This window comes from Mesorhizobium sp. B2-7-3 (assembly GCF_006440715.1).
Taxonomy (GTDB): Bacteria; Pseudomonadota; Alphaproteobacteria; order Rhizobiales; family Rhizobiaceae; genus Mesorhizobium; species Mesorhizobium australicum.
Map to the genome: position 1 here is coordinate 129,547 of NZ_VFTY01000005.1, position 23,630 is coordinate 153,176.

The following is a 23,630-nucleotide window of genomic DNA, read 5'->3' on the forward strand; positions in this document are numbered from 1 at the left end:
GCGGCTCGCGGCAAGGCGCCTCCAGTTGGACCAGCGAGGCTCTAAACGGTTCGTTAGGCTTAATAGACCATAAAGACGAGACGTGCCGTCAAAGCCTTCTCGTCGCCGTGATGCGCATGTTTGTGAAGCCCTATTCCCGTTGACGCCCATAGTGCCCCATGGTATCCCATTTCGACATCAAAGCCTTCGTTCCGCGTCAGGGTAAAGCGTACGCCAATCGGGCAGCCGCGGCGGCTGCGCGTTTGCCGTTTTTTGCCCCTGTGGACGAGGTTGGTGCGGGGCGGGCGCAGCGCTGCGGTGGCGCGTGCGACACGATGAAGAGGGGTGCGGCCGCGCAGGCGGCTGCAACGTGTGATGGACCGGTTTCTGTCGAACACGGTGAGCAGGATCGATGCGAAGGGGCGGGTGTCCGTTCCGGCGCATTTCCGTGCCGTGGTGCAGAAGCGCGGCTATTCGGAACTCTATGCACTGCGGTGCCTGGATCTGCCGGCGATGGATGTCGGCGGGCTCGATCTGCTCGATCGCTACGAGCAACGCATCGCGCGGGAAGACCCGTTCCTGCAGGCTGCGGACGACATGTCGTTCTTCTGCCATGGCGACGGAGCGTTCCTGAAACTCGACCAGGACGGCCGCATCACCATGACCGATTTCATTCGCGAACATGCCGGCATTTCCGCGGAGGTGGCCTTTGTCGGGCGCGGCAATTTCTTTCAGATCTGGGAGCCGGGACGGCTTGCGACCTACGGCGCGCAGGCGCGGGCCAGGCTTTTGCAGCTTCGGCAGGGCACGAAGACTCACGAGGCCAAGGCTGGGGAGCGACCGGAATGACGGTGGGCCACGGCGATGATATCAACGCCGTTGGCGGATCGGTCCGCCACATTCCGGTCCTCCTTGGCGAAGTGCTGGAAGCGCTGGCGCCGGCGGAGGGCGACATCGTCATCGACGGCACGTTCGGCGCCGGCGGCTATACCAAGGCCATCCTGGCGGCGGGCGCGTCCGTGATTGCCATCGACCGCGATCCGGATGCCATCGCGGCCGGCCGCGACATCGAGGCGCAATCCGGCGGCCGGCTGAAGCTGGTGCAGGCGCCGTTCTCGACGCTCGACGAACACGTCGAAAGCGTTGATGGCGTCGTGCTCGACATCGGCGTTTCCTCCATGCAGCTCGACCAGGCCGAGCGCGGCTTTTCCTTCCGCAACGACGGACCGCTCGACATGCGCATGGCGCAGGCGGGCCTGAGTGCTGCCGATGTCGTCAACAGTTTCAAGCCGGGCGACCTTGCCCGCATCTTCGGCTTCCTCGGCGAAGAGCGTCACGCCGGCCGCATCGCCCGCATGATCGAGGCGCGCCGGGAAAAACGCCCATTCGAGCGCACGCTCGAACTCGCCGATGCGATCGAAACGCATATTGGACGCGCGCCGAAGGACAAGATCCATCCGGCGACCCGCGTCTTCCAGGCGCTGCGCATCTTCGTCAATGACGAGCTCGGCGAACTGGCCAGGGCGCTGTTCGCGGCCGAACGCGCGCTGAAGCCTGGTGGACGGCTCGCCGTGGTGACGTTCCATTCGCTGGAAGACCGCATCGTCAAGCGCTTCATCGCCGACCGCGCCGACACCATGACCGGCTCGCGCCACATGCCGGAGGCGCAGGCGCGCACCGCGACATTCCGCAAGGCTGGTGGCGGGGTGACCGCAGGCGATGCCGAGGTTGCGGCCAACCCACGCGCCCGCTCGGCCAGGTTGCGTGCCGCGATCCGCACCGAGGCTCCGGCGCGCGGCGACGATTTTTCGATTTTCGGCCTTCCAAAACTTCCCGGCATCGACCGGCCGGGGGAGAGGTAAGCACGTGTTTCGTACCAGCGACATTGTCCTGATCGCCGTCATGGTTTCGGCGGCCGCCCTGACCTACAAGGCCAAGCGCGAGGCCGAGGACCAGTTGACGGCCGTGCAGAAGATCCATGCCGAGATCCGTTACGAGGAGGACACGATCGACCTGCTCAAGGCCGACTGGAGCCTGCTCACCCAGCCGTCGCGCCTGCAGAAGCTGGCCGAACTCTATAAGTCGCAGCTCGCGCTGGAGCCGGTCAGTGCCCGCCAGATCGTGGGCCTGGGCGACCTGCCGGCCAAGGCCCTCGATATCCAGGACATCCTGAACGGGCGCCAGGGCGCGATGGCCGACAATTCCGATAAGGCGCCTTCAGGCGACAAGGATCCCGTCGTGACCGGAGACATCGCCCAATGATCGGCAAACTGCTGAAGCGCTTCGCGTCGGTGAGGCGCGCCAGGACGGGCGAGGACAGATCGATCGTGGTCGAAGGCGCCCGCAAGGCGACAGGCGGCAAGGGCAAGGCGCGCATCGTGATGACGATGGCCGTGTTCTTCGGCATCTTCTCGACCATATCCGGGCGGCTGGTCTATCTCGGTTTCCAGACACCCGACCTGTCGGGCGGGCCGCAGAGCCGGGTGACCGCCTCGCGGCCCGACATTGTCGACCGCAACGGCGAAGTGCTGGCCACCGACATCAAGACGGCGTCGCTGTTCGCCGAGCCGCGCCGCATCGTCGATGCCGACGAGGCGATCGAGAAGCTGTCGACGGTGCTGCCCGAAATCGACTACGAGCAGACCTATCACAAGCTGAAGAGCGGCGCCGGCTTCGTCTGGCTGCAGCGGCAGCTGACGCCCAAGCAGCAGGCCGACATCATGCAGCTCGGCATTCCCGGTTTTGGCTTCCGCACCGAAAAGCGCCGTTTCTATCCAAGCGGCGAAACCTCGTCCTACGTTGTCGGCCTGACCAACATCGACAACCAGGGCATCTCCGGCATGGAGAAATATATCGATGAGCAGGGCTTGAGCGACCTGCAGGCGTCGGGCCTGGCGGTGGCGAAGGATCTCAGGCCGGTGAAGCTTTCGATCGACCTGCGCGTCCAGCATGTGGTGCGCGACGAGATCGCCGCCGGCCTGGAACGCTATCGCGCCATGGGCGCAGGCGCGGTCGTGCTCAACGTCAAGACCGGCGAAGTGGTGGCCATGGCCTCGGTGCCGGATTTCGATCCGAACAATCCCTACAATGCGCAGGACAAGGACCGGCTCAACCGGATGTCGGCGGGGCTCTATGAAATGGGCTCGACGTTCAAAAGCTTCACCTCGGCCATGGCGCTCGATTCCGGCAAGGCGACGATGTCGAGCCGCTTCGACGCTTCGCATCCAATCCGCGTCGGCCACCAGGCCATTCACGATTTCCACGGCAAGAACCGCGTGCTGTCGTTGCCGGAGGTGTTCCTCTATTCGTCCAACATCGGATCGGCCAGGGAAGCAGAGCTGGTCGGCATCGAGGCGCACCGCGAATTCCTGCACCGCCTCGGCATTCTGGAGAAGATGCAGACCGAACTGCCCGAAGTCGCCCGCCCGACCGAGCCGAAAGTCTGGAAGCAGGTCAATTCGTTCACCATCGCCTTCGGCCATGGCGTGTCGACGACGCCGCTGCAAGCGGCTGTCGGCTGCGCGGCGCTGGTCAATGGCGGCTTCCTGATGCAGCCGACATTCCTGGTCCGCAGCCAGGAGGACGCGATGGCGGCGGCCAAGAAAGTGGTTACCGAAAAGACCGTCGAGGGCATGCGCTACCTCTATTCGCTCAACGCCGAGAAGGGTTCGGCCAGAAACGCCCGCGTTCCCGGCTACCGCGTCGGCGGCAAGACCGGAACGGCCGAGAAGGTCATCAACGGCCGTTACTCGAAGGAGTTGAATTTCAACACCTTCGTCGCCGCCTTCCCGATGGACGATCCGCAATATCTGGTGTTCACGATCGCCGATGCCCCGCATCCGGAAAAGCCCGGGATGACCGACGTCGCCGCCAACAATGCTGGGGTTATGGCCGGCAATATCATCAGGCGTTCAGCGGCCATGCTTGGCGTGAAGCCAGATTTCAGCCATGAAAATGGTGCAACGCTGGTTTCCTATCAGTGATTCTTAGGGCGCGCCGGCAACTGCGCGCTATTTTGTTGCGGTGAACGGGACTCGATGAAGCTCAAAGATCTAGCCGGTATCCTGCCAGTCGAAGGAACAGCTTCCGCCGATCTGGAGGTTACCGGCATCTCGTCCGATTCCCGCCAGGTAAAACCGGGCGTCGTCTTTTTCGCGCTTGCCGGAACCAAGGCCGATGGCGCGAGCTACGCCGCCGACGCGGCCCGGCGTGGCGCCGCCATGATCGTCCTGGGCAAAGGCAGCGCCCTTACCGATTTGCCGGTTCCGGTGCTGGCGGTCGATGATCCGCGCCTGGCACTGGCGTTGAGTGCCGCCCGCTACTTCGGCAAACAGCCGCAAACCATGGTCGCGGTTACCGGCACCAGCGGCAAGACGTCGGTTGCCGCCTTCACCAGGCAGATATGGGAGCAGGCGGGATACGCCGCCGCCTCGATCGGCACCACTGGCGTGGTCGCGCCCGGCCGCAACGAATATGGTTCGCTGACGACACCCGATCCGGTCGCCCTGCACCGGTTGCTCAGGGAATTGGCCGATGCCGGCGTTACCCACGCCTCGATGGAGGCCTCCAGCCACGGGCTCGACCAGCGCCGCCTCGATGGGGTGAAGCTCTCGGCCGGGGGCTTCACCAATCTCGGCCGCGACCACATGGATTACCATCCGACGATCGAGGATTATCATCGCGCCAAATTGCGCCTGTTCGACACGCTGCTGCCGAAGGGCGCACCCGCCATCGTCTTCGCCGACGATCCGTGGTCGGAACCGACGATAAAGGCGGCGCGGGCCGCCGGGCTCGACGTGCTGACGGTTGGCCGCCATGGCGATTTCCTCAGGCTGAAGCGGGTCGAGCATGAGCGTCATCGCCAGCGTGCCGAGGTCGAGGCCGACGGTGTGATCCACGAGATCGACCTGCCGCTCGCCGGCGATTTCCAGATCGCGAATGCGCTGGTTTCGGCGGGGCTGGCCATTTCCACTGGAACGCCTGTCGCCAAAGCCTTGGCGGCATTGGAGAAATTGAAAGGGGCGCCGGGCCGGCTCGATCTCGTCGGCACCACGGCGAGCGGCGCGCCGGTCTATGTCGATTACGCGCACAAGCCCGATGCGCTGGAGAACGTGCTGGCCTCGGTGCGTCCGTTCACCACCGGCCGTGTCATGGTCGTCTTCGGCTGTGGTGGCGACCGCGACCGTGGCAAACGACCGATCATGGGCGAGATCGCGACACGGCTTGCAGATGTCGTCATCGTCACCGACGACAATCCGCGCTCGGAAGTGCCCGAAACCATCCGCGCCGCCATTCTTGGGGCCGCGCCCGGCGCCATGGAGATCGGCGACCGGCGCAAGGCTATCCACGAGGCTGTCGGCATGCTGCATGCCGGCGATACGCTGATCGTGGCCGGCAAGGGTCATGAGGAAGGCCAGACGATCGGCTCGGAAACGCTGCATTTCTCCGACCACGAGGAAGTGCGCGCCGCGCTCCGGGAGCATGCCGCATGAGCTTGCAGTGGACGTCGGAAGCGCTGGTTGCCGCCACGGACGGGCGGCCGCTCGGCCCCATGCCCGAAGGCATATCGGGCATTTCGATCGACAGCCGCAGCCTGCAGCCGGGCGATGCTTTCTTTGCCATCAAGGGCGAGGCGATGGACGGCCATGACTTCGTCACCGCGGCCATCAAGGCCGGCGCCGGCGTGCTGGTGGTGGCCGAAGGCAAGCTGCCCTCACTTGGCCGGTTGACCGCGCCGATCATCGTCGTCGACGACGTCCTGGTTGCGCTGGAAAAGCTCGGTGTCGCGGCGCGCGCCCGCTCGCAAGCCAAGATCATCGCGGTGACCGGCTCGGCGGGCAAGACCACGACCAAGGAGGCGCTGCGCCACGTGCTTTCGGCTGTCGGCAAGGTGCATGCCTCGGCGCAGTCCTTCAACAACCATTGGGGCGTGCCGCTGACCTTGGCGCGCATGCCCGCCGATTGCGATTATGCCGTGTTCGAGATCGGCATGAACCATCCCGATGAGATCCGGCCGCTGGTGAAGATGGTGCGGCCGCATGTCGCCATCGTCACCATGATCGCGGCCGCGCATCTTGGCTTCTTCCGCAACCTGGACGAGATCGCCAAGGCCAAGGCCGAGATTTTCGAGGGCCTGGAGCCCGATGGTGCCGCCGTCCTCAACCGCGACGATGCGCGTTTCAAGCTGCTGTACAAGATGGCACAGGCTGCCAGCGTCGAGCATATCCATGGCTTCGGCGAGAATGCGCGCTCGACCTTCAAGCTGGTCAAGTGCGAGTTGCATGCCGACCATTCCGACATCGCCGCCAGGATCAGCGGCCACGATATCATCGCCCGTATCGGCGCGCCCGGCCGGCACATGGTGCAGAACGTGCTGGCGGTGCTTGGCGCCGCCCATCTGGTTGGCGCCGATCTCGACAAGGTTGCATTGGCGCTGGCCGATCTCTCGGCCGAGCGCGGGCGCGGCAAGCGCCACGTGCTGCGGCATCCCGGGGGGCCGATTTCGGGCCGGGCCGGGGGCCCGATTTCGAGCCAGGCCGGTGGCTCGATCACGCTGATCGACGAGAGCTACAACGCCAATCCTGCCTCGATGGCGGCCGCGATGGCGCTGCTCAACGCGACGCCGGTAACGGGCGAGGGCAGGCGCATCGCCGTGCTTGGCGACATGCTCGAGCTCGGCGATCACTCGGCCAAGCTGCACGCCGCTCTTGCCGATCTCATCGTCGGCACCGGCACGCGGACGGTCTTTCTCGGCGGCCCGGAAATGCGGTCGCTGGCGGAAGCGCTGCCGGACGATATCAGGACGGAATACCGCGCCGGCGTCGAGGAGTTGAAGCCGGTGCTGCTCGCCGCGCTGAAGCCGGGCGACGTGGTGATGATCAAATCGTCGAAGGGCATCGGTTTTGCAAAACTGGTCGATGCGCTGCTGGGCAAATTCCCGGCTGAAACGACAACAAGCAACCAGACCTAGTCGGGGGACGAAAGCGCATGTTCACACTGCTGGTCGATTTCGCGGACAAGGTCTCTGTCTTCAATGTCTTCCGCTACATCACGTTCCGCACCGGCGGGGCGCTGATCACCTCCGCCCTGATCGTCTTCATCTTCGGGCCGACCATCATCAATTCGCTGCGGCTCAGGCAAGGCAAGGGCCAACCGATCCGCGCCGACGGGCCGCAGACCCATTTCAAGAAGGCAGGCACGCCGACCATGGGCGGACTGATGATCCTGTCCGGCATCATCGGCTCGTCGCTTTTATGGGCGAACCTGTCCAGCATCTATGTTTGGGTGGTGCTTTTGGTGACACTCGGCTTCGGCTCGATCGGCTTTTACGACGACTATCTGAAGGTGACGAAGCAGTCGCATCTCGGCTTCTCCGGCAAGGCGCGGCTTGCGCTGGAATTCGTTATCGCCGGCATCGCCGCCTGGGCGATCATGCACAATGGCCAGGCGCCCTTCTCGTCGTCGCTGACATTCCCCTTCGCCAAGGAATTCATCATCAACCTCGGCTGGTTCTTCATTCCATTCTCCTGCTTCGTCATCGTCGGCGCCGGCAATGCGGTGAACCTGACCGATGGCCTCGACGGCCTGGCGATCGTGCCGATCATGATCGCGGCGGCGTCCTTCGGCGTCATCGCCTATCTCTCGGGCAACGCGGTTTTCGCCGAATATCTGCAGATCCATTTCGTGCCCGGCACTGGTGAACTGGCGGTCGTGCTTGGCGCGGTCATCGGCGCCGGCCTCGGCTTCCTGTGGTTCAACGCGCCGCCCGCGGCGATCTTCATGGGCGACACCGGATCGCTGGCCATGGGCGGCCTGATCGGCACGGTCGCGGTCGCCACCAAGCACGAGATCGTGCTCGTCATCGTCGGCGGCCTGTTCGTGGTCGAGATTCTCTCGGTCATCATCCAGGTCGGCTACTTCAAGATGACCGGCAAGCGCGTGTTCCTGATGGCGCCGATCCACCATCATTTCGAAAAGCTCGGCTGGACCGAAAGCCAGGTGGTGATCCGCTTCTGGATCATCGCCGTCATCCTGGCGCTGGTCGGTCTTTCCACCCTCAAGCTCAGATAGGCCGCCACTTGATCCCCGCCGCATCCTTCGCTGGCAAGCGTGTATCGCTCTTCGGGCTCGGCGGCTCGGGGATCGCCACGGCGCGCGCGCTGATCGAGGGCGGCGCCGAGGTGCTGGCCTGGGACGACAATCCCGGCAGCGTCGCCAAGGCGGCCGCCACCGGCATCGCCACCGGCGATCTGCGTGGCGCCGACTGGGCCGGTTTTTCCGCCTTCGTGCTGTCACCCGGCGTGCCGCTGACCCATCCCAAGCCGCACTGGACCGTGGAGTTGGCGCGCGGGGCCGGCGTCGAGGTCATCGGCGATATCGAGCTGTTCTGCAGGGAACGGACGCAGCGTGCGCCGGATGCTCCCTTCATCGCCATCACCGGCACCAACGGCAAGTCGACGACGACGGCGCTGACGGCGCATATCCTTCAAGCCTCCGGGCGCGACACGCAGATGGGTGGCAATATCGGCCGTGCGGTGATGACGCTCGATCCGCCGAAGCCTGGCCGGCATTATGTAGTCGAATGCTCGTCCTACCAGATCGACCTTGCGCCCTCGATCAATCCTACGGCCGGCATCCTGCTCAATCTGACGCCCGACCATCTCGACCGCCACGGCACCATGCAGCACTACGCTTCGATCAAGGAGCGACTGGTGGCGGGCAGCGAGACGGCGATCATCGGCATCGACGATTCCTGGTGCGCGCAGATCGCCGATCGGCTGGAGCGGGCAGGGCGGCAGGTCGTCCGCATTTCCAAGCGCCTGCCGCTGACCGACGGCTATTTCGCCGACGGCACCAATCTGATGGAAGCCGTGCACGGCCGCTACAGCCGGGTAGCCTTCCTCGAAGGCATTGGCTCGCTGCGTGGTCAGCACAATGCGCAAAACGCGTTGGCCGCCGTCGCCGCTTGCCTCAAGGTCGGGCTCAACCTTGGCGAGATCCAGTCTGGGCTGGAAAGCTTCCCGGGTCTGGCGCACCGCATGGAGCAGGTTGGCCGCAAGGACCATGTGCTGTTCGTCAACGATTCCAAGGCGACCAATGCCGATGCCGCCGCACCCGCGCTGTCCAGCTTCAATCGCATCTACTGGATCGCCGGCGGCCTGCCCAAGGAAGGCGGCATCGAGCCGCTACGCGGTTTCTTCCCGCGCATCGCCAAGGCTTATCTGATCGGCGAGGCGGCGCCCGCCTTTTCGGCGACGCTCGGCGAGGCCGTGCCCTACGAGATCTCGGGCACGCTGGCGGCAGCGGTGGAGCATGCCGCGCATGACGCGGCCAAGGACGACAGTGGCGAGGCGGTGGTGCTGTTGTCGCCGGCCTGCGCCAGTTTCGACCAGTTCAAGAATTTCGAGGTCCGCGGCGAAGCCTTCAGGCAAGCTGCGAGCGCTATGGATGGCGTCAAACCCATCGGAGGGGCACGATAATGCAGAGCCGTCTCGACAAAAGTCCGGTCGCAACCTGGTGGTGGACCATCGATCGCTGGTTCCTGGCGGCGTTCCTGTCGCTGATGGGGCTCGGCATCGTGTTGTCCTTCGCGGCAAGTCCCGCGGTGGCCGAACGCATCGGCCTCGACAGTTTCCATTTCGCCACCCGGCAGATCATCTTCACCGTGCCTGCGCTCGGCGTGATGCTGGCGGTCTCGTTCCTGGATTCCAGGCAGATCCGGCGCATGTCGCTGATCATGCTGTGCCTGATGCTGGTGCTGATGGTGGCGGTGCTCTATGTCGGCGTCGAGGTGAAGGGCGCGCGCCGCTGGGTGTCGCTCGCCGGCCTGTCCATCCAGCCGTCCGAGTTCCTGAAGCCAGCCTTCGTCATCATGTGCGCGTGGCTGTTCGCCGAGCACAAGCGCCAGCCCGACATTCCGGGCAATCTGTTCGCCATGCTGCTCCTGGTGCTGGTCGTGTCGCTGCTGGTGGCGCAGCCGGACCTCGGCCAGACCATGCTGACCACCGGCACCTGGGGCATCATGTTCTTCATGGCGGGGCTGCCATGGCTTTGGATCATCGTGCTGGGCGCTGCCGGCGTCGGCGGCGTCTTCGCCGCCTATACGGTGTTTCCGCACGTCGCGCTGCGCATCGACAAATTCCTCACCGGCGAAGGCGACACGTTCCAGGTCGACATGGGCCGCGATGCGCTGATCAATGGCGGCTGGTTCGGCGTTGGGCCGGGCGAGGGCACGGTCAAGCGGGTCATCCCCGACAGCCATGCCGACTTCGTCTTCTCGGTCGCGGGCGAAGAATTTGGGCTGATCATGTGTTTCTTCATCATGTCGATCTTCGCCTTCATCGTGCTGCGCGGTCTCAACACGGCGCTCAAGGAGCATGACGACTTCACCCGTTATGCGGTCGGCGGTCTGGTCACCGTGTTCGGCCTGCAGGCCGTCATCAACATGTGCGTCAACCTGCAGCTGGTGCCGGCGAAGGGCATGACGCTGCCCTTCATCTCCTACGGCGGCTCCTCGCAGATCGCCATCGCCATCTCGATGGGGATGGTGCTGGCGCTGACGCGCAAGCGGCCGGAAAAGCGCAAGCAGATGGGCTTTACCCTGCCGCAGCGCGCCATGCCGGCGGAGTGACATGGCCAGAGGCGTTATCCTTCTCGCGGCGGGCGGAACCGGCGGACATCTGTTTCCAGCCGAAGCGCTGGCGCATGAACTCCTCGATCGCGGCTGGGCGGTGCATCTGGCGACCGACACCCGGGCCGAACGGTTTGCCGCCCATTTTCCTGCGGCGGCCGTCCATCCGATCCAGTCGGCGACGTTAGGCTCGAAAAATCCCTTCGCCCTGCTCGGCGCCTTCTGGAAAATCTGGAGCGGCGTGCGTCAGGCCTCCGCCATCATCGGCAGGGTCAAGCCGGAGGCCGTGGTCGGCTTTGGCGGCTATCCGACCTTGCCGCCGCTCTACGCGGCGACGCGGCGCAAGGTGCCGACGCTGATCCACGAGCAGAACGCGGTGATGGGGCGCGCCAACCGGGCGCTGGCCGGCCGTGTCGACGCGATCGCCGGCGGCTTCCTGCCGCAGGATGAAAGCGCGGCCGGCGCCAAGACTGTGACGACCGGCAATCCGGTCCGGCCGGCTGTGCTCGAAGCGGCCAGGACGCCTTACGCGGCTTCAACCGGGGATGAGCCTTTCCGCCTGCTGGTGTTCGGCGGCAGCCAGGGCGCACAGTTCTTTTCCGATGCCATGCCAGGGGCCATCGCGCTGCTTTCCGACGCACAGCGCAAGCGCCTTGTCGTGACCCAACAAGCTCGCGCGGACGACGTGGCGCGGGTGAAGGCGGCCTATGCCGCGCTCGGCGTCGCCGTCGAGGTCTCGCCGTTCTTCACCGACATGGCGGCGCGCATAGCGGCGGCGCATCTTGTAATCTCTCGTTCCGGCGCCTCGACCGTGTCGGAAATCGCCGTCATCGGCCGGCCGGCGCTGCTGGTGCCCTATCCCTTCGCGCTCGACCACGACCAGGCGGCCAATGCAGCCGCCCTTGCGGCCGCCGGCGGTGGCGAAGTGCATGTGCAATCCTCGCTTTCGCCCGAGCGCATCGCGGCACTGCTCGGCGCCCTGATAGACCAACCGGAGCGGCTGGCGACGATGGCTGCCGCGGCCAAGTCGGTCGGCAGGCCCGACGCGGCGCGGTTGCTCGCCGACCTCACAGAGGCTATTGCGTCCCGCAAAACAGTATCGGATTTCAGGAAGGGGACGCACCCATGAAGATGCCGCAGACCATCGGCCTCGTGCATTTCATTGGCATTGGCGGCATCGGCATGAGCGGCATCGCCGAGGTGCTGCACAATCTCGGCTACAAGGTGCAGGGGTCCGACCAGGCCGACAGCGCCAATGTGCAGCGGCTGCGCGACAAGGGCATCGAATGCTTCGTCGGCCACAAGGCGGAGAATCTCGGTGACGCCGAGGTCATCGTCGTCTCGACGGCGATCAAGAAGTCGAATCCGGAGCTGAAGGCGGCGCGTGAAAAGCTGTTGCCGATCGTGCGCCGCGCGGAGATGCTGGCCGAGCTGATGCGTTTCCGCCAGGCGGTGGCGATCGGCGGCACGCATGGCAAGACGACGACGACCTCGATGGTGGCGACGCTGCTGGAGGCCGGCGGGCTCGACCCGACCGTCATCAATGGCGGCATCATCAATGCCTACGGCACCAATGCCCGCATGGGCGATGGCGAGTGGATGGTGGTCGAAGCCGACGAAAGCGACGGCACCTTCCTTAAGCTGCCGGCCGACATCGCCGTCGTCACCAACATCGACCCCGAGCATCTCGATCATTACGGCAATTTCGACAATGTGCGCGAAGCGTTCCGCCAGTTCGTCGAGAACGTGCCTTTCTATGGCTTTGGGGTGATGTGCACCGATCACCCGGAAGTGCAGGCGCTGGTCGGGCGCATCGAGGATCGGCGTGTCATCACCTATGGCGAGAACGCACAGGCCGATGTGCGCTTCACCAACCATCGCATGGCGGGGGCGACCTCGGAGTTCGACGTGATCATCCGCGACCGCAAGGGGCGCGGCCAGACGGCGATTTCGGGCCTGCGCCTGCCGATGCCCGGCCGCCACAATGTTTCCAACGCGACCGCCGCGATCGCGGTCGCGCACGAACTCGGCCTGTCGGCCGAGGCGATCAAGAAAGGCCTTTCGTCCTTCGCGGGCGTCAAGCGCCGTTTCACCCACACCGGTTCCTGGAACGGTGTCGACGTGTTCGACGATTACGGCCACCACCCGGTCGAAATCTCGGCGGTGCTGAAGGCGGCGCGCAGCGCCACCAACGGGCGTGTTATCGCCATTGCCCAGCCGCACCGCTTCACCCGGTTGCATGATCTGTTCAACGAGTTCTCCGCCTGCTTCAACGACGCCGACACGGTGATGGTCGCCCCGGTCTATGCCGCCGGCGAAGAGCCGATGGACGGCGTGACATCGGACGCGCTGGTGTCGCGTATCCGAGCCGGCGGTCATCGGGACGCCCGCTACATCGAGGGGCCGGCCGACATCGCGCCCGTCATCCGCGACATCGCCAAGCCCGGCGACTTCGTCGTCTTTCTCGGCGCCGGCAATATCACTCAGTGGGCCTATGCGCTGCCGAAGGAGCTTGCCGCCCCATGATGAACGGCCAGGCCCTGATCGACAGACTTGGCGACCGGCTAGCCGGCCTGCGCGGCCGCATCACGCCGAATGCCGAGATGGACAAGATCACCTGGTTCCGGGCTGGCGGCCTTGCCGAGGCGCTGTTCCAGCCTGCGGACGAGGAGGATCTGTCGGCCTTCCTCAGAGCCGTTCCCGAAGAGATACCCCTGACCATCGTTGGCGTCGGTTCGAACCTTCTGGTCCGCGACGGCGGCATTCCGGGTTTCGTTATCAGGCTTTCGGCCAAGGGCTTTGGCGAGGCCGAAGTCGTTTCCCCGATCAGGATCAAGGCAGGTGCCGCCACGCCAGACAAGCGCATGGCGGCGGTGGCGCTCGAGGCCGGCATTGGCGGCTTCCATTTCTATCACGGCATTCCAGGCGCTATCGGCGGCGCGCTCAGGATGAATGCCGGCGCCAACGGCGTCGAGACGCGCGAGCGCGTCGTCGAGGTGCGGGCGCTCGACCGCGCGGGCAACGCCCAAACGCTGAGCAATGCCGAGATGGGCTATGCCTACCGCCATTCGGCGGCGCCCGCCGGGCTGATCTTCACTTCGGCCGTTTTCGAAGGCTTTGTCGAGGACAGGGCGGTGATCAAGGCGGCGATGGATGCGGTGCAGAACCATCGCGAGACCGTGCAGCCGATCCGCGAGAAGACGGGCGGCTCGACCTTCAAGAATCCGGAAGGCACGTCGGCCTGGAAGGAGATCGACAAGGCGGGTTGCCGCGGGCTGATGATCGGCGGTGCGCAGATGTCGCCGATGCACTGCAACTTTATGATCAACACCGGAACGGCGACCGGCTACGACCTCGAATATCTCGGCGAGACGGTGCGCGCGCGGGTGCTCGAGCATTCCGGCATCCGGTTGCAGTGGGAGATCAAGCGCATCGGCAATTTCCGTTCCGGATATGCCGTCCAGGAGTTCCTCGGCCAGCTTCTCTAGCGCCTCTTGAAGTTCACGTGATGCGTGAACTTCAACCGGATCGAAATGCCGTGAAATCGTTGCCGCAAAGACTCAGCGACACGGTTTTCGCATCCATTTTCTCAGAAAGTGAATCTCTCGGAATCATAAGTGCTTGCCAGTGAATCAACTCTCTGATTCTCTGCCCTGAAGCGTTTCCTGATTTGAGTCGTTCGACGCGTTTTCAGCGTTTTCCGTCTGGGGGGCAACCTGCCGGGAGACTCAGACTCAATGTTGCGGAAATCTTGTGTTTTTGGTCCGCGGTGAGAGGGGATGACGGGGAATGAAAAGCAAGCATGTGGCCGTATTGCTGGGAGGTTTCTCGTCCGAGCGGCCCGTGTCTCTGTCTTCCGGAAAGGCCTGTGCCGATGCGCTGGAGCAGGAGGGTTACCAGGTCACCCGCGTCGATGTCGGGCGCGATGTCGGCTCGGTGCTTGCCGAGCTCAAGCCTGACGTCGCCTTCAATGCGCTGCATGGGCCTTTTGGTGAGGACGGTACCATCCAGGGCATCCTCGAATATCTCGGCATTCCCTACAGCCATTCCGGCGTGCTCGCCTCGGCGCTTGCCATGAACAAGGAGCAGGCGAAGAAGATCGTCAAATCGGTCGGCGTCCCCGTTGCCGAATCGAAGGTCTCCAATCGGTTCTCCATCCAGAACAAGCATCCGATGAAGCCGCCCTATGTGGTCAAGCCGGTCAGCGAGGGGTCGAGCTTTGGCGTCGTCATCGTGTCGGAGGGGCAGTCGCACCCGCCGCAGGTGATCGGGTCGTCCGAATGGAAATATGGCGATACCGTCATGGTCGAGCGCTACATCCATGGGCGCGAGCTGACCTGCGCCGTCATGGGCGATGTGGCGCTTGGCGTCTGCGAGATCATCCCGACGGGCCATTCCTTCTACGACTATGATTCAAAATATGTCGCGGGCGGATCAAAACACGAATGCCCCGCAAAAGTTTCACCGAATATTTACCAAAAAATACAGACACTGGCGCTCAAGGCTCACCAAGCTGTCGGCTGTCGGGGCGTTTCCCGGTCGGACTTCCGTTATGACGATCGTCACTCCGAAAATGGCGAGGTTGTATGGCTCGAGGTCAACACTCAGCCGGGCATGACGCCGACGTCTCTGGTGCCTGAAATTGCCGCCCATGCCGGGCATTCGTTTGGTGAATTGTTGAGTTGGATGGTGGAGGACGCTTCGTGTCTGCGTTGAAATGGGGACAGGGTAAGGTGAGGGGCGCGGCCGGGCCGTCGCTGTTCGGCCTGCCATTGTCGTTGGACCATTTCGTTCTGCCGCGCGTGCTTCGCCGCCCGGTACGCATCCTGACGCGCCTGGGCGATGGCGAATTCCAGGCACCGCGCTTCTCCGCCGCGATCATGTCGTCGGTGCTGCTGGCCTCGAGTGGCGCCTATGGCGCCTACCTCGGCGGTCACGCCGACGGCATCATTCAAAGCATCACCGCCCGCACCGGCTTCGCGGTCGACCAGGTCAAGGTGGTCGGCAACCGTCAGACTTCGGAGATCGACATTCTCGACAGGCTGGAACTCGATGGCTGGACGTCGCTGATCGGCTTCGACGCCGAGGCCGCGCGGGAGCGTATCGCCACCTTGCCCTGGATCCAGGTTGCCGCGGTGCGCAAGGTCTATCCGCACACGCTGGAAGTGCGCGTCGAGGAGCGTGCGGCTTTCGCGCTCTGGCAGCAGGGCAACGACCTTTCCGTCATCGAGAAGGATGGCGCCGTCATCGCGCCGTTCTCGGGCGGCAAGCAGGTGCTCCTGCCGCTGTTGATCGGCACCGGCGCGCCCGCCAAGGCGCCCGATTTCCTGGCCAGGATCGAACACTATCCCGACCTCGCCGGCCGCATCATAGGCTATGTCCGTGTTGGCGAACGGCGCTGGGACCTGAAGCTGGACAACGGCATCACCATCAAGTTGCCCGAGGATGACGAGGACCAGGCGCTCGCCGAACTCGTCAAGATGGACCATGACAAGGGGCTGTTGTCGCGCGACATCGCCGCCGTCGACATGCGCCTGACAGACCGGCTGGTCGTGGAGCTGACGCCGCAGGCGGCGACGCAGCGCGAAGCCGCGCTCAACGAGAAGCCGAAAACCCTCAAGCGCAAGCCGGAGACGAAGATATGAGCTGGCTTGGCGGTTCTGGCGATGCCTCGTCGCGCCGGTCGGGCACCCTGACGGTGCTGGATGTCGGCTCGAACAAGGTCTGCTGCATGGTGGCCAAGCTGAAGCCGAACGATGACGGCAAGCTCCTGCGCGGCCGCTCGCATCGCATCCAGGTCATCGGCATCGGCCACCAGAAATCGCAAGGCGTGAAGTCCGGCGTCATCGTCGATCTCGACCGAGCCGAGCATGCCATTCGCCTCTCCGTCGACGCCGCCGAACGCATGGCCGGGCTGACGGTCGATTCGCTGATCGTCAACATGACCGCCGGCCGGCTGAAGAGCGAAAGCTTCTCGGCGACCATCAATCTTGGCGGCCACGAGGCCGACGAAGCCGACATCAAGCGCGTGCTCGGCGCCGGTGCCAAGCAGGCGCTGAAGGCCGAGCGCGAGGTGGTCCATTCGCTGCCCGTCGGCTTCTCGCTCGATGCCGAGCGTGGCGTGCGCGATCCGCGTGGCATGGTGGGCGACACGCTTGGCGTCGACATGCATGTGCTGACGGGCGATGCGGCGCCGATGCGCAATCTGGAGCTCTCCATCAACCGCTCGCATTTGTCGGTCGAGCGCATGGTGGCGACGCCCTATGCCAGCGGGCTGGCGGCACTGGTCGACGACGAGCTGGAACTCGGAGCCGCCTGCATCGACATGGGCGGCGGCACGACGACGATCTCGGTGTTTTCGGAAGGCAAGTTCGTCCATGGCGACGCCATCGCCATCGGCGGTAACCATGTGACGCTCGACATGGCCAAGGGACTTTCGACCTCGCTCGACGCCGCCGAACGGCTGAAGGTGATGCACGGCTCGGCGCTGCCGGGCAGCGCCGACGACCGCGACCTGGTCTCGATCCAGCCGATCGGCGACGATGGCGACGTGCCGCTGCAGATCCCGCGTTCGGTGATGACGCGCATCGTGCGCGCCCGCATCGACGAGACGCTCGAACTCCTGCGCGACCGGTTGAACAAGTCCGGCTACGGCAATGCGGTCGGCAAGCGGGTCGTGCTCACCGGCGGCGCCAGCCAGCTGGCCGGCCTGCCGGAAGCGGCGCGCCGCATCCTGGGGCGCAATGTACGCATCGGTCGCCCGCTCGGCGTGGCGGGCCTGCCCGAAGCGGCGAAGGGCCCTGCTTTCTCGGCCGCGGTCGGGCTTCTGATCTATCCGCAGATGGCGAGCTTCGAGAGCCATCCGGCGAAAGGCATTTCCGGTCTCAGAATGACCGGAACGGGTGGAAAACTGCATCGCATGAGTCAGTGGTTGAGAGACAGTTTCTAATTGACGGGGACAGCCCCATAGGCGGCCGCGGCGGCGAAGCGGCGTGAAAGGCAAAGGACGGAGACAATGACCATCAATCTGCAGAAGCCGGACATCACCGAGCTTAAGCCGCGCATCACCGTGTTCGGTGTGGGCGGCGGCGGCGGCAATGCCGTGAACAACATGATCACCGCCGGACTGCGCGGTGTCGAGTTCGTCGTGGCCAACACCGACGCGCAGGCGCTGACCATGTCGAAGGCCTCTCGGCTGATCCAGCTTGGCGCGCATGTCACCGAGGGGCTCGGTGCCGGATCGCAGCCGGAAGTCGGCCGCGCGGCGGCGGAAGAGTGCATCGACGAGATTCTCGACCATCTCACCAACACCCATATGTGCTTCGTCACCGCCGGCATGGGCGGCGGCACCGGTACGGGTGCTGCTCCGGTCGTTGCCCGCGCAGCGCGCGAGAAGGGCATTCTCACTGTCGGCGTCGTCACCAAGCCGTTCCACTTCGAAGGCCAGCGCCGCATGAAGACGGCCGACTTCGGCATCGAGGAGCTGCAGAAATGCGTCGACACCTTGATCGTCATCCCCAACCAGAACCTGTTCCGGCTGGCCAATGACAAGACCACCTTCGCCGACGCCTTCGCGATGGCGGACCAGGTGCTCTACTCCGGTGTGGCCTGCATCACCGACCTGATGGTCAAGGAAGGCCTGATCAACCTCGACTTCGCCGACGTGCGTTCGGTGATGCGCGAGATGGGCAAGGCGATGATGGGCACCGGCGAGGCTTCGGGCGAGGGCCGCGCGATGGCGGCGGCGGAAGCCGCGATCGCCAACCCGCTGCTCGACGAGACCTCGATGAAGGGCGCCAAGGGCTTGCTGATCTCGATCACCGGCGGCCGCGACCTGACCCTGTTCGAAGTCGACGAAGCGGCGACCCGCATCCGCGAGGAAGTCGACCAGGACGCCAACATCATCCTGGGCGCCACGTTCGACGAGGAACTCGAAGGCGTCATCCGCGTCTCGGTGGTCGCCACCGGCATCGACAAGTCGGCGGCCGAAATCGCCGCCGCGCCGATCTCGATCCGGGCCGCCCCGCCGAAGCAGGCTGCCCGGCCGGCCGTCGCTCCTGTGGAAAGCCGCCCGGCACCGGTCCAGCAGACGGTGTATGAGCCACGCGCCGCCGATCCGGTCGCCGAAGCCATCCAGTTGGCCGAAGCCAATGCCGCGGCCATGGCGCAGGCTCGTCCGGTTCCGGTCGCCCATGCGGACGATTTCCGCCCGCAGAGCAAGATCTTCCAGGCGCCGCCCGCACAACCGCAGCCGATGGTGCAGCCGGTCGTCCAGCAGATGATGCAGCCGGCTCCGCAGCCGCGCGAAATGCTGCGTGAAGTCCAGCAGCCGGTGGCGATGGCGCCGCAGCGCATGCCGCGCGTCGAGGACTTTCCGCCGGTCGTCAAGGCGGAGGTCGACGCCAAGAGCCGTCCGGCCGACCACGAAAACAGCGGCCCGATGGGCCTCCTGAAGCGCTTGACCAATGGCCTGACCCGCCGCGAGGAGGAGCCCGCACGGCTGCAGCCGGCGCAGCCGCGCGAGCCCAAGCTGCGCCAGGCGGCACCGGAAGTGCGCCGCCTCGCCAGCCAGGACGCCCAGCTTTACGCGCCGCGGCGCGGCCAGCTGGACGATCAGGGCCGCCTGACGCCGCAGACCAGGGCGACTCAGGACGACGATCAGCTGGAGATTCCAGCGTTCCTGCGCCGCCAGGCCAACTGAGCGGTTAACGGACTGTAACAATTGTTAACAGGCAGGCAAGAAATGCTTGCCTGCTAACGTTTAAAATACCGCACAATCAACGGGTTATGGCATCGTACATGTTCCAGTTCGCGGTTACAAAGAGTAAGAAACCGTGATTTGGAGTCTCCTTGCCGGGACATTATCTTCGCTGCCTACCATAGTCGGTTTGCCGGGATTTCGGGGGAAGTCGCCCTGCCTGCCGATTTAACAAGAGCCGCGCCCTCGGGCTGGAGAAGCGGACCTAGGCATTACGGGCTCATGGGGATTGTCTTGCACGACCACCAGACGACAGTGAAGACGCGCGCGTCGCTTACAGGCACCGGCGTTCACAGCGGCAAAGAAGTTTCCATCAGTTTCCTGCCCGCGGATGCCGATACCGGCATCGTGTTCGCGCTCCTCAATGGAGACGGGCAGGGCCGTGAGTTCCGCGCCCTGTTTTCCGAGATCGGCGCCACCGACCTTTGCACCATGCTTGGCGATCCTTCGGGCGAGCACATCGCCACGGTCGAGCACATCATGGCCGCCCTGTTCGGGCTCGGCATCGACAATGTCATCATCGAGATCGACGGCCACGAGGTCCCAATCCTCGACGGCAGCGCCATGGCGTTCGTCGAAGCCATAGACCAGGCCGGCATCGAGACGCTGGCCGTCAAGCGGCGCTATATCAGGGTGGTCAAGCCGGTCCGCATCGAGAACGGCGCCTCCTGGGCGGAGTTCAGGCCCTATGACGGCACCCGTTTCGAGGTCGAGATCGATTTCGAAAGCCCGGCGATCGGCCGTCAGCTCTTCGCATCGGACATCAACGCAGATATTTTCCGCCGCGACATCGCGCGGGCCCGCACCTTCGGCTTCATGAAGGACGTCGAGCGGCTGTGGGCCGCCGGCTATGCTCTGGGATCCTCGCTGGAAAATTCCCTAGTGATCGGTGACGACAACCGCGTCATCAATATGGGCGGGCTGCGCTATCCCAACGAGTTCGTGCGCCACAAGACGCTCGACGCCATGGGCGACCTGGCGCTGGCCGGCGCGCGCTTCATCGGTTGTTTCCGCTCCTATCGCGGCGGCCATCGGCTGAACGCCGCCGCACTGCGGCGCCTGCTGTCGGACCGCACCGCCTTCGAGATCGTCGAGACGACACGCCGTGAGCGTGGTCGCGCCGCCGAGATGAACGCCGTCAATGCGCCTCTCTATGCGCCCTGGATGATCTGATTTTCTTAATCTTTTTCGGATTCCATGGCGGTATGGGTGTTGCATGAATGCATCATCCATCGGCGAAATTGCGTAGATTTTCACGCCACGGTCCGCCGCCACAAAAATGCGCGATTGGCTGGACATAGCGTTGCCGGGCAAGGCGGTTATGGTTTATGGCTGCTGCCGTCGATTAGTGCATGTCGCTCAAAGGTGGGGACCAGTTTTGGGACAACTGCATGCAACGAGCATTAAAATAACGCCGAAAGGGCGCAATCCAATCATGTTCTTCAAGCGAGTCGGTCAATCGAAAGCGCCGCAGCGGTCTGTTTTCCTGGCGCTTTCGGTGGTTGTTCCATCGCTCTTTCTGGCGGCTTGCATGTCGTCGGAAAAAGACATCGACCTGTCGACCTATGTCGATCAGACCGAACCGGCCGACGTTCTCTACAATCAGGGCCTGGCCAATCTGAACGCCGGCCGCCTGGACGAGGCAAGCAAGAAATTCGACGCGGTCGACCGCCAGCACCCCTATTCGGAATGGGCCCGCAAATCGATGGTGATGGGCGCGTTCGCCGACTATCGAAAGGGCAGCTACGACGATGCGATCCAGTCGGCGAAGCGGTACCTGGCGCTCTATCCGTCCACGGATGACGCGGCCTATGCCCAGTACATCATTGGTCTGAGCTACTATCGCCAGATCAAGGATGTGACGCAGGACCAGAAGGAAGCACGCCAGACCCTGCAGACGATGCAGGACCTGGTGACGCGCTGGCCGACGTCGGAATATGTCGACGATGCCAAGGAAAAGATCCGCTTCGCCAACGACCAGCTCGCGGGCAAGGAAATGCAGATCGGCCGCTATTATCTGGAGCGCCGCGAGTACATCGCCGCCGTCAAACGCTTCCGCACCGTGGTCGAAAACTATTCCAACACCCGCCATGTCGAGGAAGCGCTCGCGCGCCTTACCGAAAGCTATTACGCGTTGGGCTTGACCTCGGAGGCCCAGACGGCGGCCGCGGTGCTCGGTACCAACTATCCCGACAGTTCGTGGTACAAGGATTCCTACAAGCTGCTGCAGAGCAACGGGCTGGCGCCGCGTGAAAATGCCGGGTCGTGGATATCCAAGGCCGGGAAGCTGATCACCGGCGCCTGACCGCGGAGCCTCCGAGCGAAGCGCGCAGCGCGCTTTTTCGGATTGATCCGAAGCTCAAACAAAAAGATAGTGCGGCGCTGCGACTCCAACTGTCGGGTGCCGCTTTATCCTTTTGTTTTTCGTGCCTGTCGTTATCCCGAAACCGGGTCCACTTTTGGGCGGCATGCAATAGGTCCGGTTTCTCATGCTTTCCAGACTGTCGATCCGCGATATCGTCCTGATCGAAAAGCTGGACATCGACTTCCAGCCGGGCCTTTCCGTGCTGACCGGCGAAACCGGCGCCGGCAAGTCCATCCTGCTCGATGCCCTGTCGCTGGCGCTCGGCGCGCGCGGCGATGCCTCGCTGGTGCGCCACGGCGCGTCCCAGGGCCAGGTCATTGCCGTGTTCGATGTTCCGCGCAACCATCCGGTGCGCGCGCTGCTCGCCGAAAACGCCATCGAGGATGATGGCGACGTCATCCTGCGGCGCGTGCAGACGGCGGACGGCCGGACCCGTGTGTTCGTCAACGACCAGCCTTCCTCCGTGACGCTGATGCGCGATGTCGGCCGCGCGCTGGTCGAGATCCACGGCCAGCATGACGAGCGCGCCTTGGTCGATCCCGGCGCGCATCGCGATGTGCTCGATGCTTTCGGCGGCCATCTCGGCGCCGTCCGCTCGACCGGCGAGGCATGGCGGCACTGGCGCGCCGCCCAGCAGGAACTGACGCGCCATCGCGCCAAGGTGGAAGCCGCCGCGCGCGAAGCCGACTATCTGCGCGCCGCGGTTGCCGAACTGACCAAGCTCGATCCGCAGCCCGGCGAAGAAACCGAACTTGCCGAGCTGCGTGCCCACATGATGCGCGCCGAGAAGATCGCTTCCGAAATTCACGACGCGCAGGATGTGCTGTCGGGCCCGTCCTCGCCCTTGCCGCAACTGGCCAGCCTGCTGAGACGGCTGCAGCGCAAGGCGACGGAGGCGCCCGGCCTGCTCGAGGACGTGGTGAAGTCGCTGGACGAAGCCATGCTGTCTCTCGACGCGGCGCAGTCGGGCGTCGAGGCCGCGCTTCGTGCCACGGAGTATGATCCGCAGCGGCTGGAGAAAGCCGAGGAACGTCTGTTTTCGCTGCGCGCGGCGTCACGCAAGCACAGCGTCGCCGTCGACGACCTGGCGCAGCTGCGCGACACGATGGTTGCCGATCTCGCCGATCTCGACGCCGGCGAAGAACGCCTGCACGGCTTGGAAAAGCAGGCGGCCGCCGCGCGCGAAGCCTATGACATCGCCGCCGCACAGCTGTCCTCGCTTCGCCATGCCGCGGCGGTCGGTCTGACCAAGGCGGTGATGGCCGAACTGCCGGCGCTGAAGCTCGAACGCGCGGCCTTTATCGTCGAGATGAAGAGCGAGGCCGAGGCGCGCATGGAAGAGGGCATCGACCAGATCGAGTTCTGGGTGCGCACCAATCCTGGCACGCGGCCCGGGCCGATGATGAAGGTTGCCTCCGGCGGCGAGCTTTCGCGCTTTCTCCTGGCGTTAAAGGTGGCGCTGGCCGACCGTGGCTCGGCGCCGACATTGGTTTTCGACGAAATCGACACCGGGGTGGGCGGCGCTGTCGCCGACGCCATCGGCCAGCGGCTGGCGCGGCTGTCGAAGCGCGTCCAGGTGCTTTCCGTCACCCATGCGCCGCAAGTGGCGGCGCGCGCGGCAACACATTTCCTGATCTCCAAATCGGGCAGCACCGACCGTGTCGCGACCGGAATTGCCGAGATGGACAGGACGGCGCGGCAGGAGGAGATCGCCCGCATGCTGGCTGGCGCCACGATCACCGACGAGGCGCGCGCCGCCGCCGAGCGGCTGCTGCGCGAGAATACAAACGCGGCATGAGACGATCCGGCGTCATGAGACGATCAGGCGTCATGGGGCGAGTCAGGATATGGCTCCATCCTGCTGTTCAGGAATGATCTTTTCCGAAAACCGGTTCCCA

At 64.6% G+C, this 23,630-nt stretch carries 19 protein-coding genes; all 19 read left to right on the forward strand.

Translation table 11 applies throughout. The features are described 5' to 3' along the window. Positions 1-354 precede the first annotated feature (354 nt). A complete protein-coding gene (gene mraZ / locus FJW04_RS13165) occupies positions 355-828 on the forward strand; it encodes a division/cell wall cluster transcriptional repressor MraZ (protein ID WP_140714571.1) in 474 nt (157 codons plus the stop codon). Then, positions 825-1,841 (forward strand): 16S rRNA (cytosine(1402)-N(4))-methyltransferase RsmH, encoded by a 1,017-nt coding sequence (gene rsmH, locus FJW04_RS13170; RefSeq protein ID WP_140714573.1) that lies wholly within the window; start codon positions 825-827, stop codon positions 1,839-1,841. The genes mraZ and rsmH overlap by 4 nt, the downstream gene beginning before the upstream one ends. A gap of 4 nt (positions 1,842-1,845) precedes the next feature. After that, entirely contained in the window at positions 1,846-2,241 is a 396-nt protein-coding gene (locus FJW04_RS13175) for a hypothetical protein (protein WP_140714575.1), read from the forward strand. Continuing rightward, positions 2,238-3,962 (forward strand): penicillin-binding protein 2, encoded by a 1,725-nt coding sequence (locus tag FJW04_RS13180; protein ID WP_015317204.1) that lies wholly within the window; start codon positions 2,238-2,240, stop codon positions 3,960-3,962. The genes FJW04_RS13175 and FJW04_RS13180 overlap by 4 nt, the downstream gene beginning before the upstream one ends. Before the next feature lie 54 nt (positions 3,963-4,016). After that, a complete protein-coding gene (locus FJW04_RS13185; RefSeq protein ID WP_140714577.1) occupies positions 4,017-5,471 on the forward strand; it encodes a UDP-N-acetylmuramoyl-L-alanyl-D-glutamate--2,6-diaminopimelate ligase in 1,455 nt (484 codons plus the stop codon). Next, positions 5,468-6,949, forward strand: coding sequence for a UDP-N-acetylmuramoylalanyl-D-glutamyl-2,6-diaminopimelate--D-alanyl-D-alanine ligase (locus tag FJW04_RS13190; protein ID WP_140714579.1), 1,482 nt, complete (start codon positions 5,468-5,470; stop codon positions 6,947-6,949). Before FJW04_RS13185 ends, FJW04_RS13190 begins: the two co-directional genes overlap by 4 nt. 17 nt (positions 6,950-6,966) lie before the next feature. Beyond that, positions 6,967-8,049: a phospho-N-acetylmuramoyl-pentapeptide-transferase gene (gene mraY / locus FJW04_RS13195; RefSeq protein ID WP_015317207.1), complete on the forward strand. Its 1,083-nt coding sequence runs from the start codon at positions 6,967-6,969 to the stop codon at positions 8,047-8,049. 8 nt (positions 8,050-8,057) lie between these two features. Further along, a complete protein-coding gene (murD, locus tag FJW04_RS13200; RefSeq protein ID WP_140660917.1) occupies positions 8,058-9,458 on the forward strand; it encodes a UDP-N-acetylmuramoyl-L-alanine--D-glutamate ligase in 1,401 nt (466 codons plus the stop codon). Then, positions 9,458-10,609: a putative lipid II flippase FtsW gene (ftsW, locus tag FJW04_RS13205; RefSeq protein WP_015317209.1), complete on the forward strand. Its 1,152-nt coding sequence runs from the start codon at positions 9,458-9,460 to the stop codon at positions 10,607-10,609. The genes murD and ftsW overlap by 1 nt, the downstream gene beginning before the upstream one ends. 1 nt (position 10,610) lies before the next feature. Beyond that, positions 10,611-11,738, forward strand: coding sequence for an undecaprenyldiphospho-muramoylpentapeptide beta-N-acetylglucosaminyltransferase (gene murG, locus FJW04_RS13210; RefSeq protein ID WP_140660918.1), 1,128 nt, complete (start codon positions 10,611-10,613; stop codon positions 11,736-11,738). Next, on the forward strand, positions 11,735-13,135 hold the full coding sequence (gene murC / locus FJW04_RS13215; protein WP_015317211.1) for a UDP-N-acetylmuramate--L-alanine ligase: 1,401 nt from the start codon (positions 11,735-11,737) through the stop codon (positions 13,133-13,135). The genes murG and murC overlap by 4 nt, the downstream gene beginning before the upstream one ends. Beyond that, a complete protein-coding gene (gene murB / locus FJW04_RS13220) occupies positions 13,132-14,097 on the forward strand; it encodes a UDP-N-acetylmuramate dehydrogenase (protein ID WP_140714581.1) in 966 nt (321 codons plus the stop codon). The genes murC and murB overlap by 4 nt, the downstream gene beginning before the upstream one ends. A 301-nt stretch (positions 14,098-14,398) precedes the next feature. Beyond that, positions 14,399-15,325 carry a D-alanine--D-alanine ligase gene (locus FJW04_RS13225; RefSeq protein ID WP_015317213.1) on the forward strand — a complete coding sequence of 309 codons (927 nt, stop codon included), beginning with the start codon at positions 14,399-14,401 and terminating at the stop codon, positions 15,323-15,325. Beyond that, positions 15,313-16,254, forward strand: a complete 942-nt coding sequence (locus FJW04_RS13230) for a cell division protein FtsQ/DivIB (RefSeq protein WP_140714583.1) — start codon at positions 15,313-15,315, stop codon at positions 16,252-16,254. The genes FJW04_RS13225 and FJW04_RS13230 overlap by 13 nt, the downstream gene beginning before the upstream one ends. Beyond that, positions 16,251-17,558 carry a cell division protein FtsA gene (gene ftsA / locus FJW04_RS13235; RefSeq protein ID WP_015317215.1) on the forward strand — a complete coding sequence of 436 codons (1,308 nt, stop codon included), beginning with the start codon at positions 16,251-16,253 and terminating at the stop codon, positions 17,556-17,558. The genes FJW04_RS13230 and ftsA overlap by 4 nt, the downstream gene beginning before the upstream one ends. Positions 17,559-17,624: 66 nt before the next feature. Continuing rightward, positions 17,625-19,310 carry a cell division protein FtsZ gene (gene ftsZ / locus FJW04_RS13240; RefSeq protein WP_140714585.1) on the forward strand — a complete coding sequence of 562 codons (1,686 nt, stop codon included), beginning with the start codon at positions 17,625-17,627 and terminating at the stop codon, positions 19,308-19,310. Positions 19,311-19,589: 279 nt separating this feature from the next. Further along, positions 19,590-20,540: a UDP-3-O-acyl-N-acetylglucosamine deacetylase gene (gene lpxC / locus FJW04_RS13245; protein ID WP_140714587.1), complete on the forward strand. Its 951-nt coding sequence runs from the start codon at positions 19,590-19,592 to the stop codon at positions 20,538-20,540. Positions 20,541-20,802: 262 nt separating this feature from the next. Beyond that, the gene (locus FJW04_RS13250; RefSeq protein ID WP_015317218.1) at positions 20,803-21,672 is read left to right on the forward strand and encodes an outer membrane protein assembly factor BamD; all 870 of its coding nucleotides are present in this window, start codon (positions 20,803-20,805) and stop codon (positions 21,670-21,672) included. 184 nt (positions 21,673-21,856) lie between these two features. Beyond that, a complete protein-coding gene (gene recN / locus FJW04_RS13255; protein ID WP_140714589.1) occupies positions 21,857-23,530 on the forward strand; it encodes a DNA repair protein RecN in 1,674 nt (557 codons plus the stop codon). Positions 23,531-23,630: the final 100 nt, after the last annotated feature.